The sequence below is a fragment of the Aquimarina hainanensis genome (assembly GCF_042684685.1).
Classification (GTDB): domain Bacteria; phylum Bacteroidota; class Bacteroidia; order Flavobacteriales; family Flavobacteriaceae; genus Aquimarina; species Aquimarina hainanensis.
In genome coordinates, this window is sequence record NZ_JBHULX010000021.1 from 266,084 (window position 1) to 278,200 (window position 12,117).

General features: G+C 36.1%; 10 protein-coding genes. 3 read left to right on the forward strand and 7 right to left on the reverse strand.

Annotation, left to right across the window (positions count from 1 at the left end):
* Nucleotides 1-131 precede the first annotated feature (131 nt).
* From ACFSTE_RS11900 to ACFSTE_RS11910, 3 genes are all read left to right on the forward strand, one after another.
* Entirely contained in the window at nt 132-1,271 is a 1,140-nt protein-coding gene (locus ACFSTE_RS11900; protein ID WP_378257074.1) for a DegT/DnrJ/EryC1/StrS family aminotransferase, read from the forward strand.
* Between the two features lie 97 nt (nt 1,272-1,368).
* Nucleotides 1,369-4,266 carry a DEAD/DEAH box helicase gene (locus ACFSTE_RS11905; protein ID WP_378257075.1) on the forward strand — a complete coding sequence of 966 codons (2,898 nt, stop codon included), beginning with the start codon at nt 1,369-1,371 and terminating at the stop codon, nt 4,264-4,266.
* 216 nt (nt 4,267-4,482) lie between these two features.
* Entirely contained in the window at nt 4,483-5,763 is a 1,281-nt protein-coding gene (locus tag ACFSTE_RS11910) for a metal-dependent hydrolase family protein (RefSeq protein WP_176028766.1), read from the forward strand.
* A gap of 79 nt (nt 5,764-5,842) precedes the next feature.
* Here ACFSTE_RS11910 and fabD read toward each other — a convergent pair whose 3' ends face one another.
* From fabD to ACFSTE_RS11945, 7 genes are all read right to left on the reverse strand, one after another.
* Nucleotides 5,843-6,724, reverse strand: a complete 882-nt coding sequence (gene fabD, locus ACFSTE_RS11915; protein WP_176028765.1) for an ACP S-malonyltransferase — start codon at nt 6,722-6,724, stop codon at nt 5,843-5,845.
* A 125-nt stretch (nt 6,725-6,849) separates the two neighbouring features.
* Nucleotides 6,850-7,701: a fructosamine kinase family protein gene (locus tag ACFSTE_RS11920; RefSeq protein ID WP_378257078.1), complete on the reverse strand. Its 852-nt coding sequence runs from the start codon at nt 7,699-7,701 to the stop codon at nt 6,850-6,852.
* A 6-nt stretch (nt 7,702-7,707) separates the two neighbouring features.
* Nucleotides 7,708-8,190, reverse strand: a complete 483-nt coding sequence (locus ACFSTE_RS11925; protein WP_378257080.1) for a dihydrofolate reductase — start codon at nt 8,188-8,190, stop codon at nt 7,708-7,710.
* A gap of 5 nt (nt 8,191-8,195) precedes the next feature.
* Nucleotides 8,196-8,654 carry a 2TM domain-containing protein gene (locus ACFSTE_RS11930; RefSeq protein WP_378257082.1) on the reverse strand — a complete coding sequence of 153 codons (459 nt, stop codon included), beginning with the start codon at nt 8,652-8,654 and terminating at the stop codon, nt 8,196-8,198.
* Nucleotides 8,655-8,917: 263 nt separating this feature from the next.
* Nucleotides 8,918-9,349: an energy transducer TonB gene (locus ACFSTE_RS11935; RefSeq protein WP_176028762.1), complete on the reverse strand. Its 432-nt coding sequence runs from the start codon at nt 9,347-9,349 to the stop codon at nt 8,918-8,920.
* Between the two features lie 23 nt (nt 9,350-9,372).
* Nucleotides 9,373-10,197, reverse strand: a complete 825-nt coding sequence (locus ACFSTE_RS11940) for a thymidylate synthase (RefSeq protein WP_176028761.1) — start codon at nt 10,195-10,197, stop codon at nt 9,373-9,375.
* Between the two features lie 145 nt (nt 10,198-10,342).
* On the reverse strand, nt 10,343-12,109 hold the full coding sequence (locus ACFSTE_RS11945) for a NupC/NupG family nucleoside CNT transporter (RefSeq protein WP_176028760.1): 1,767 nt from the start codon (nt 12,107-12,109) through the stop codon (nt 10,343-10,345).
* Nucleotides 12,110-12,117 lie beyond the last annotated feature (8 nt).

The following is a 12,117-nucleotide window of genomic DNA, read 5'->3' on the forward strand; positions in this document are numbered from 1 at the left end:
ACACCCATTGAGATTTTACAAAACATGATCCCCAATAAGAAGCATTTACTTTTATCATTCAAAATAAGGAAACTCTCATTGGCAATCGTATCATTATTTCGTACTTTCGTGCATCAGAACAAACACACTTTATGAAGAAGATACAAATGGTTGACCTAAAAGGTCAGTACGAACAAATAAAAGAACGTGTTGACTCTTCAGTCCTTGATGTTATAAACTCTTCTGCCTTTATTAACGGTCCTGAAGTACATAGTTTTCAAAAAGAACTGGAAACCTATCTGGGTGTCAAACATGTCATTCCTTGTGGTAACGGAACAGATGCCCTTCAGATCGCCATGATGGGACTTGGGTTAAAACCAGGAGATGAGGTAATTACTGCTGATTTTACTTTTGCTGCTACAGTAGAAGTCATTGCTTTGCTGCAATTAACACCTGTACTTGTCGATGTAGAACCTGATTCTTTCAATATAGATCCGGCTGCTATTCGAAAAGCAATTACTCCTAATACCAAAGCTATTGTCCCTGTTCATCTTTTTGGTCAGAGTGCCAATATGGACGAGATTATGAGTATCGCAAAAGAGCATAATTTATATGTAATTGAAGATAATGCACAAGGAATTGGTGGAGAATATAAGTTTAATAACGGAAGTATCACTAAAACCGGAGGAATCGGTCATGTGGCTTCTACTTCTTTTTTCCCCTCCAAAAATTTAGGTTGTTATGGAGATGGAGGGGCTATTTTCACAAATGACGATGATCTGGCACATACGATCAGAGGGATTGTCAATCACGGAATGTACAAACGTTATCACCATGATGTAGTGGGAGTAAACTCTAGATTAGATTCTATTCAGGCAACTATTCTTAGAGCCAAATTACCGAATTTAGATGCTTATAATATCGCCAGAAATGAAGCTGCTGAAAAATATACTAAAGCTTTTGAAGGCATCGATAACATCATTACACCTAAGATCAGCAAGCCAGGAGACTACAAGGCGCATGTATTTCACCAATACACACTCCGCGTTTTAGATACAGACAGAGACGCTCTTGTTAAGCATCTCAATGCAAATGACATCCCTTGTGGGGTATATTACCCTATCCCACTACACAGTCAAAAAGCATATCAGGACGATCGCTATAATGAAGCAGATTTTCCTGTGACAAACCAATTAGTCAAAGAAGTGATTTCTCTACCAATGCATACAGAACTGGATGATGAACAAATTGGCTATATAACTAAAACAGTTATTGATTTTGTAAAAAAATAAAATCAATAAAACACCGTTTATTTTTTTGGGTATACTGAATTCAGTATACCCAAAATAATTTTAATTCACCCCAAACACTTACCTTTTCTTTCTAAAAATGGATTCTTTCTGTATCTGTTACAATCTTGTCGACCTCGAATATGCCGATGTACCACCGCTTCCGGAAGCCTATATTGCTACGATTTCTAATCAAAAAATTGGCTATATAGAAAAACAAGCCTTACCTGAAATTCTCGATACTTATAAAATCCCCTACCTAGATACTACCCACGCCAGACTACTGGAAATTTGCCAGGCATTAAAGCCTAGTGAATTGACACTTCGTTTTCAAGCCAAAAAAAGGAAAAAAAATTACACCATTGCCGAACTGTTAACAGACAAAAAAACAAAGGAAGTGCTCCTACAATACATCCATAGAAAAATGAGCACATTTTACACCTTACTTTCTGAAAACAGGTTTCCGCTTTGTTATAATGCCAAGAGGAAAGATCACCTGGCTCCTTATATGATTACCCATCAAAGTACTGCTCTAACCCCATTGCTGACCTTTGCAAAAAAAGAACAAGGAATTGAATATTCTTTCTCCATCAAAAAAGAAGACAGACAACTTCAACCAAAAGATCACGACATTCGTATTCTACTAAACAATCCTGCCTGGATTATTCTTGACAAGCAATTAGCTGCTATCGAACATCTTAATGCGAATAAATTAAAACCTTTTTTTAAAAAAAACACCATCTCTATAGAGGAAAAACATGTAAGAACGTATTTGGATAAAATCATTCTGCCTGTTATACAAAAAATAGAGGTCATCACAGAAGGGTTTGACATCATTACTCACCAAGAGGTTACTTCATACGAACTGATTATATCTCATGATTTTATCAGAGACCTATATGTAGGCACTATTAATTACCAATATAATCAGGTTTCTTTTCGTCAGAATGACACTAAGACTTCTACTTCGGATGTACTCATAAATGAGAATAATCATATCCAGATTATCCAAACCAAAAGAAATACTGAGCAAGAAAGCAAAATCGGTCAATTACTAATCGAAAAAGGTCTTTCTCTAAGCAGTAACCTCGTATACGAACTTGTTGAAGAAAAAGATCCCTACGCCATTATGACATGGCTAGGAAACTATCAAAGACAACTGGAAAAAGAAGGATTTAAACTTCCAGAAATACATATACAGGGAAAAAAAATCCATTCCGGGACACCGTCAATCTCTATAGAAAACACCCAACAAAATGATTGGTTTGATATAAAAGGGGTTATCAGTATTGGTCACCATAACTTTCCATTTACAGACCTTATTCAACACATCAAGCAAAACAATCGCGTATTCACTATTGATGACAACACTGCATTTATCATCCCATTAGAATGGATGAATCGTTATAAAAAACTGGCTATTCACGGTAGGGCTTCCAAGAATGCTTTATCTGTAAACAAGAGTAATTATCCCTTATTAAGAGATATTATTCCTGCTGCCGAGTTTACAATTGAAGAAACCTCATTAGTCTATAGCCCCTCTTCGAAATTAAAGGCGACATTACGCCCCTATCAGGAGGAAGGTGTAAAATGGCTCATCGAACATTACAACAAAAAGCTAGGGGCTTGCCTTGCAGATGACATGGGGCTTGGAAAAACCTTGCAAACCATTGCTGTTTTGACATTCATAAAGGAACAACTTATCCCTGAAGAGAATAGTGTGCAAAAAATACAATTTGATCTGTTTAGCAGTCCCCTGGAAATCAAAACCTACCTAAAAGCGCTCATTGTCCTCCCTTCTTCATTAGTGTTCAACTGGGCTCAGGAAATCATCAAGTTTGCGCCTCATTTGAATTGTGTAAAGTACACTGGTGCTGATCGAAAAAAAATCACCCCATATGTAGAGTCTTATGACATTGTTTTATCTACCTATACTACCATCTCGAAAGATATTGAACAACTCAAAAAGTTTCAGTTTAATTATCTAATCATAGATGAAAGTCAGCAAATCAAAAACAAAGAATCCAAGCTTTTTTCGGCTATTAATAGTATCCAGACAATAAATAAAATATCTTTAAGCGGAACGCCTATAGAAAACTCTCTTGCTGATTTATGGTCTCAAATGGAATTTATCAATCCTGGAATTCTCGGAAGCTATTCTTTTTTCAAAAATCACTTTAGAATTCCTATAGAAAAACATCAGGACACAGAGAAAATCGAAGAACTAAAAGAACTAATTAATCCTTTTATCCTAAGAAGAACCAAAGAGCAAGTTGCTAAAGACCTTCCTGAAGTAAGTGAGCAAATCATTTATACCGAGATGCTTCCTCTGCAAGAAAAACAGTACGAATCAGAAAAATCCGCCGCCAGAAATCTTTTATTAGGGATAGACAATCCGTCTACTAATAAAATACACATTATCAATACCCTGACAAAGCTTCGTCAATTAGCAAATCACCCTGCTCTTATCTCTCCTGAAACCGAAGAAATCTCTGGAAAATTTACTGATGTTACCAATTATCTGATGACATTAGTTAAAGCAAACAAAAAAGTATTAGTCTTTAGTTCTTTTGTTTCTCATTTGGACATATATACATCCTGGTGCTCTCAAAATCAAATTTCGTACTGCGTCCTCACAGGACAGACAAAAAGCAGTGACAGGGAACAAATTGTCAATACTTTTCAGGAGGATGATCACCTTTCCATTTTCTTCATTTCTCTAAAAGCTGGAGGAGTAGGACTCAACCTAACCAAAGCCTCTTATGTAGTACTACTAGATCCCTGGTGGAACCCCTTTATCGAAAAACAAGCAATCGCCAGAGCACATAGAATCGGGCAGACTAAAAATGTAACCGTATCTCGTTTTATTACCAAAAATACAATTGAAGAAAAAATCATTCAACTCCAAAACAAAAAGAAATCTTTATCGGACGACATCATTATGACAGAAGGACTACCCGATTACATAGAAAATGATCTGGAAAGCATCCTGAAGTAATTACGATATGTAGTGCTATAAAACATTTATTAAAGGTGATTTTTAAATAGAATCGACCTGACTTATGATCATTAGGCAACCATTAAAAAAATCACAAAAATTCATTTACAAACACTTTTTTAACATAAATTGCAAAAACCCATAAATCCTTTTATTGAAGCTACTTGCTATTTTATTTAATACTTAATGGGCACAAACTTATTAAAACACGAAACTATGAAAGTTGTTTACACCGCACTCTTTTCTTTATGTTGTTCTGTATTAATTGCACAAGACACCTACCTCCATTGCGGAAAGGTTATTGACACTAAAAACGGTACAACGCTCTCCGAAAAAACCATTGTTATTCATGGACGTAAAATTAAAAGCATACAGAATGGATACATTGATAAAAATCACAAAGATGACATTCTTATAGATTTAAAAAACAAAACGGTATTACCCGGTCTGATTGATATGCATGTGCACCTGGAAAGTGAAACCAATCCTAATGCATATCTGGAAAAATACACCGCTAGTGAAGCCGATGTTGCTTATAACTCTGTAGGATTTGCCGAAACCACTTTACTTGCAGGTTTCACTACTGTCAGGGATCTTGGTGGTAGTGGTGTCAATATTTCTTTAAAAAAAGCAATTAACAAAGGACGAATCATAGGTCCTCGTATTTTTACCGCAGGAAAAGCATTAGCCACTACGGGAGGTCATGCAGACCCCACAAATGGCAGCAACCGAAAACTAATTGGAGATCCAGGTCCTAAAGAAGGGGTTGTTAACAGTATCGAGGATGCAAAAAAAGCCGTTAGACAGCGATATAAAAACGGAGCAGATGTTATAAAAATAACTGCTACTGGCGGAGTACTTAGCGTCGCAAAAAGTAGCTCTAACCCTCAATTCTCCATAGAAGAAATTAAAGCTATTTGCGAAACCGCCAAAGACTATGGGTTCCATGTAGCTGCCCATGCTCACGGAGATGAAGGAATGCAAAGAGCTGTTATTGGCGGAGTAAAAACCATTGAACACGGTACTTTAATGAGTGAAAAAACAATGGATCTAATGAAACAATATGACGCTTACCTGGTTCCTACTATTACAGCAGGAAAAGAAGTAACCGATAAAGCAAAAATTGACGGATATTATCCTGCGATCATTGTCCCTAAAGCATTAGAAATTGGTCCCAAAATTCAAAACACATTTGGCAAAGCCTATAAAAGAGGAGTTGGGATCGCTTTTGGTACTGATGCCGGCGTATTTAAGCACGGGAATAATGGAAAAGAATTCGAATATATGGTGGAAGCAGGAATGCCCGCTATGGAAACCCTCCAAAGTGCAACTATCACTAATGCCAAAATTCTTCATATGGAAAATCAGCTAGGGCAAATTACTCCTGGGTTTATTGCTGATATTATTGCTGTAAATGACGATCCTATCAAAAAAATCTCAACTATGGAGCATGTCACTTTTGTAATGAAAGAAGGAAAGATATACAAATCAGAATAAATAAACATTCATCTTATAAATATATAAAAAGCCCTTTCTAACAATAGAGAGGGCTTTTTATATTATACATTTGATTGATTTATACAGCCGCAGAAGCTGTTTCTACCGACCTTTCTATTTTCTTAACTAGTCCTTGTAAAACTTTACCTGGTCCTATTTCTGTAAAGACAGTAGCCCCATCAGCAATCATATGCTGTACACTTTGTGTCCATTTTACCGGAGCTGTTAACTGAGCAATCAGATTCTTTTTAATCTCATTAGCATCAGTAACCGCTGTTGTCGGTACATTTTGATAGATAGGACATTTTGGAGTATTAAACACCGTATCTTCAATAGCAGCTGCCAATTCTTCTCTTGCCGGTTCCATCAATGGAGAATGAAATGCTCCTCCTACAGGTAATACCAATGCTCGTTTAGCCCCCTTCTCCTTCATATATTCACATGCTTTTTCGATCGCTGGTATTTCTCCTGAAATTACTAGCTGCCCAGGGCAATTGTAATTAGCAGGAACTACAATTCCATCAATAACAGCACACCCCTCTTCTACTACAGCATCTTCTAACCCTAACACTGCAGCCATTGTAGAAGGTTTTAATTCACATGCTTTTTGCATCGCTAAAGCTCTTTTAGACACCAAACGCAATGCATCTTCAAATTCTAATACTCCATTTGCTACCAAGGCAGAAAACTCTCCCAGAGAATGCCCTGCTACCATATCTGGATTAAAAGATGCCCCCATAACCTTACTCAAAATTACAGAATGTAAAAATATAGCAGGTTGGGTAACTTTAGTTTGTTGTAATTCTTCTTTTGTTCCTTCAAACATGATCTTAGTAATTTCAAATCCTAAAATCTCATTTGCTTTATGAAATAGCGTTTTCGCTAATTCCGAATTTTCATATAAATCAAGTCCCATTCCTGAGAACTGTGCTCCTTGACCTGGAAATACATATGCATTCATATAGTATTGTTTAATTTTTAGCAAAAGTAATGTAAAAGTTATAAAACAGACAAATCGAAAATTCAGATTCCTTACAAACAAGACTCGTTATAGCGTACAACAAACGTTTCAGGACAGATACTGTGCTACGAATAGGAATCCACAATTTTTTTTGCAGACAAATAATATCCTTGTCCAAATAAATTCAAATGTACCAGAATGTAATACAACTGCCAGATTTTAATTCTTTCTTCCCATTTATTCTCTAATGGGAAAATCTCATTATACCTTTCAAACACCTGCATATCAAATCCGCCAAACAACTGCATCATGCTTATATCCATCTCCCTTGATCCATAACACACTGCCGGATCTATCAAACACGGAGCTCCCACTTCATTAACAATAAAATTTCCACTCCATAAATCTCCATGAATGAGTGAAGGGGGTTCTTGCGGAATTTCATTCTCCAGATTTTTATAAAACGTCGCTACTCCAGCAAATAAATATCCCTTTTTTTGCGCTAATTTGAACTGAGGAAATAATCGTTGTTCTATAAAAAAAGTTACCGGATCTGATTGCCAGTCATTATATTGATGAAGACTTCCTATATAATTATCAAAAGACAATCCAAACAGCGAATTGGTCTGTTGATGGATACTTGCTAATTGTTCTGCAAATAAGTTCCAGAAATTAGTCGCTGGTGCAACAGAAGCTATATAGGTTACTAATAAAAAAGAAAATTGTCCAAAGTTACCCTCATAGATAACATCAGGAACGTTTACCCCATCTACTGCTTTTAATAATTGCAACCCCTTTGCTTCTTTTTGAAACATCCCGGGAAAAGTGGCTTTATCATTTATTTTAGCCACATACCCCTCTTGATCGACCTGCAATAAATACACCTGATTAATATCCCCTCCGGATAAGGGCATATGTGCTGTTATTTTTTTTGACAAAACAACCTCAAAATGAGCTATCAAATTTTCAGGGAGCAAGAATCTTTATTTTTTCTTATAAGTAAGATATGTAAATGCATATTGATGGCGATCATCTGTTTCGTGTCGTTCTTCCTCGACTACTTCCCAGATATTCGCATCTATTAATGGAAAAAAAGCATCTGCTTCAAAGGTTCCATGAACTCTGGTTAACTCTATACAATCGGCAAATTCCATACCTATTGCATAAATCTCTCCTCCTCCAATAATAAAGGGTTGAGAATCATTTTTGGCAATCTCTAAGGCCGCTTCCATCGAATGAACAACAATAGCACCTTCTGCCTCATATTCCGTATTTCTGGTAATTACCACATGTACTCTATTAGGCAAAGGTTTGGGAAATGATTCGAATGTCTTTCTTCCCATGATAATATGATGTCCTGTTGTTAGTGTTTTGAATCGTTTGAAATCATCTGGAAGGTGCCAGACCAGGTCATTATCTTTTCCCAATGCATTATTTTCTGCCGCAGCAGCAATCATTGTAATCATAGTTTTTACGTGTTTTCTGATGTTTGAGGCGGCTGAGGTTTTTGAGATTTTTCTACCATCAAATCCTCCTTTTTTTTTAGCAATTCTTCTTTGGGATGCATTAGGTCAACCTCTCGTTGTATTTGCGCAATTTCTTTTTTTTGTTCCGCTATAAGGCGTTCCATTTGACGATCAGTCCAATCTTTTCCCATAAACTTGCTAAATAACCAAACATTACAAAAATGAAGAACAAACAGAAAAGACCAAAAAAGAATCGCAAAAACAAACCAGTCTGTATCCAGAAAAGTTATTTCTTTTCCAAATCCCAATACAAGATTAAATATGATTAAAAAAAGAGAACCTACTATAAAGATTACAAAGTGTTGAAACAGCCTTTTTTTCTGTACAACTCGCTTCCGAGCATGTTCGTATAATTCTCTCTGCAAAGGATCAATCCCAGCAATCTCCTTCTTTCTTGAAAACATCCTAATGGTATATTATAATTCTCAAGTAAATATACTAGTTTTTACTAAAAATCCAGTATACTCTATTGACCTTACCTACACACGAAACAAATTAGATCCCAACTTAATTTGTATCCGAGTAGTTCACAGATATTTTTGATTAATAAAGAAAGAAGTATTTTTATACGATACGCTGTTGATTTAGTAGATTAATACGGGATATTTATGAAGTGAATTAAGTAGCACTACTACTTATAAAAAACCTAGCTAATTTATGAATGCAATCAAATTTTGGGCTTCACAAAGGTTATTGGTACAGTAAAAGCAATTGCAATCGGCTTTTGCCCCCATTTTGCTGGTTCCATTTTTGGAAGTGCTCTAATAATTCTAATTGCTTCTCTCTGCAAATAACGATGTGCTCCTGTTACCTCAAGAACTTCAACTTTTCCTTTTTTGTTAATGATAAATTCTACGGTAACTGTTCCGCTTAATCCATCTTTTAAAGCGATATCCGGATATTGAAAATTCCTGATAATATGATCTCTTAATTTATTATCAAAACACTTAATAGGTGTTTGTCTGGATCGATCACATCTGGGCCAAATTGGGGTAATCCCTTTTTCATTAGCATTTTCTCTGGATAGTATTATATTATCCTGAGCATACGAAGCCATCGTCATACAGACAAGAGCAAAGAATAGAAGTAGTTTGTTCATAATAATTCAGTTTAAATTTAGGGTTAGACTGCGACTTTTCCCTTAATATGTGGGTGTGGGTCATAGTTCTCTAAGATGAAATCATCAAAAACAAAGCCAAAAATATCTTTAACCTCTGGGTTTATTTTAATTACGGGTAATTTTTTGGGGTTTCTAGACAACTGTAACTCCAATTGTTGGGTATGATTATTATAAATATGTGCATCTCCTAAAGTATGCACAAATTCTCCATATTCATAACCACAAACCTGCGCTATCATCATTGTTAATAATGCATAAGAAGCAATATTAAAAGGAACTCCTAAAAAAATATCCGCACTTCGTTGATATAACTGACAAGACAACTTACCATCTGCCACATAAAATTGAAAAAAAGCATGACATGGAGGGAGTGCTGCTTTTCCGTTTGCAACATTTTCTGAAAAAGAAACAGTAGTATCTGGCATTACACTAGGATTCCAAGCAGAAACTAGCATTCTTCTACTATCCGGATTTTTCTTTAGTGTTTCTACCACCTCTTTGATCTGGTCAACTCCCGTACCATCCCAATTTCTCCATTGATGACCATAAACAGGTCCTAAATCGCCATTTTCATCTGCCCACTCATTCCATATTCGGACACCGTTATCTTGTAAATACTTTACATTCGTATCTCCCTTTAAAAACCATAATAACTCATGAACAATAGATTTAAAATGTATTTTTTTTGTCGTAACCATAGGGAAACCTTCACTTAGATCAAAACGCATCTGATAGCCAAATACACTTTTGGTTCCTGTACCTGTACGGTCTCCTTTTTCATTTCCATTCTCCATCACATGACGGACAAGATCAAGATACTGCTTCATAATTTCTGATTACAACTTTTTAAATCGAGTAGTGTTATTACTATATTTCCAAATATACAAAAAATTGCAAATGAAGCTATTTTCAACTCCTTGATTATTCCCTTAGAAAAGAATATTTTTTAACAATTTATTAAGAAAGTGTTAATTACCCAAGAATCATCCCTGCAATAGTGGCCGACAACAGAGAAGCTAACGTTCCTCCTATCAAGGCTTTCATACCAAATTCTGATAAATTTTTGCGCTGTTTTGGTGCCAGAGAACCAATTCCTCCGATCTGTATCCCAATAGAAGCAAAATTAGCAAAGCCGCACAACATATACGTAGCCATGATGATCGACTTATTATAAGTAAGATGAAGAACATTCCCTGGATTTTTTAAATCCGCTAATTGAATATACCCTACAAATTCACTTGCCGCGAGCTTCACTCCTAATAACTGCCCCATCAACATCATATCCTCTTTTGCTACTCCAATCAGCCACATAAGAGGGGCAAAAACAATTCCTAATATCGCTTCGAGAGAAAGCGCTTTATACGGAGTTACTGATGCGATTATTCCATTAAGAGTTGTCACCTCACCTACCCAGGTCAACACTCCATTAAGCATGGCTATCATTGCCACAAAAACCAACAACATCGCTCCAACATTCGCTGCCAGTTTCAAACCTTCTGTAGTACCATTAGCTATAGCATCCAGAATATTTGCTCCTATTTTATCCTGGGTAACTTCTATATTAGAATCTATTTTTTCTGTTTGCGGATATAAAATTTTAGAGATCACTACTGCCCCGGGAGCTGCCATTACTGAAGCCGCCAAAAGGTGTTTTGCAAAAACCAACCTCAATGCTTCATCACTACCTCCTAGAAAACCGATATAAGCCGCCAAGACTCCTCCTGCAACTGTAGCCATCCCCCCAATCATAACAAGCAGGATTTCGGAACGATTCATTTTTTCTAAATACGCTTTAATCATCAACGGTGCCTCAGTCTGTCCCAGAAAGATATTCCCTGCCACACTCAGACTTTCTGCTCCGGATATCTTTAACAACTTAGTCAAACCCCATGCTAATGCCTGAACTATCTTTTGGATGATTCCCAAATAAAACAACAAAGAAGTCAGTGCTGAAAAGAAAATAATAGTGGGCAATACCTGAAAAATAAAAATGAACCCGTAGGAAGAAACATCCATAATGCCTCCCAGTAAAAACTCACTACCAACAACTGTATAATTAAGAACTGCAACAAATAAACCTCCTACAAACTCAAAAAACTGCTGAACAAAACTTATTTTAAGTACCCCAAAAGCTAACAGCAATTGTGCTACCAAACCGATCACTACCGTTCTCCAATTAATTGCTTTTCTGTTACTGCTAAACAAAAATGCTATCAACAACAAAACGACCATCCCTAAGACTCCCCTCCATAGACTGGTAAAGGAAAAACCTTGATTAGGTATGATTGTATCAGCATTTGATTTCAAATTAATATAATCGGGATGCTTTGAAGAAATCAAGGAAACTACCTTGTTCCCTATTTTGATTTTCATAGAAATAGGAGATTCTTCGATCACTTCATAATAAACATCAATTACCTTAGGTACTTTTTGCTTACATACAAGCAACTTATTATTTTGAATCCAATACCCACTGGTGAAGACTTTATTCACTAAGAAACTGTATGTTCCATCTGCTTTGAATTCAATAAAATCTTTTCCTTTATTCACCACATTCTCTGATGCAACAACATCAGGATATGAAACATAAGAAACAGAGCTTACTACTTGCCAAAAATTGGTTCGGGAAGTCTGTTCTTTTTTTTTGACAGAAGGTGTAATATCTGATTGCGCAGCTTGTACCGTAGGTAACAATACTGCACACAGTATGAACAGAAATGCAAAAAAACCTTTCTTCATAAATTGAA

What these genes read in the sequence shown, in the direction of transcription:
- ACFSTE_RS11910 (WP_176028766.1), top strand. Translation starts at nt 4,483, where the DNA reads ATGAAAGTTGTTTACACCGCACTCTTTTCTTTATGTTGTTCTGTATTA.
- ACFSTE_RS11940 (WP_176028761.1), bottom strand. Translation starts at nt 10,197, where the DNA reads ATGAAGCAGTATCTTGATCTTGTCCGTCATGTGATGGAGAATGGAAAT.
- ACFSTE_RS11945 (WP_176028760.1), bottom strand. Translation starts at nt 12,109, where the DNA reads ATGAAGAAAGGTTTTTTTGCATTTCTGTTCATACTGTGTGCAGTATTG.
- ACFSTE_RS11925 (WP_378257080.1), bottom strand. Translation starts at nt 8,190, where the DNA reads ATGATTACAATGATTGCTGCTGCGGCAGAAAATAATGCATTGGGAAAA.
- ACFSTE_RS11905 (WP_378257075.1), top strand. Translation starts at nt 1,369, where the DNA reads ATGGATTCTTTCTGTATCTGTTACAATCTTGTCGACCTCGAATATGCC.
- ACFSTE_RS11935 (WP_176028762.1), bottom strand. Translation starts at nt 9,349, where the DNA reads ATGAACAAACTACTTCTATTCTTTGCTCTTGTCTGTATGACGATGGCT.
- ACFSTE_RS11930 (WP_378257082.1), bottom strand. Translation starts at nt 8,654, where the DNA reads ATGTTTTCAAGAAAGAAGGAGATTGCTGGGATTGATCCTTTGCAGAGA.
- ACFSTE_RS11900 (WP_378257074.1), top strand. Translation starts at nt 132, where the DNA reads ATGAAGAAGATACAAATGGTTGACCTAAAAGGTCAGTACGAACAAATA.
- fabD (WP_176028765.1), bottom strand. Translation starts at nt 6,724, where the DNA reads ATGAATGCATATGTATTTCCAGGTCAAGGAGCACAGTTCTCAGGAATG.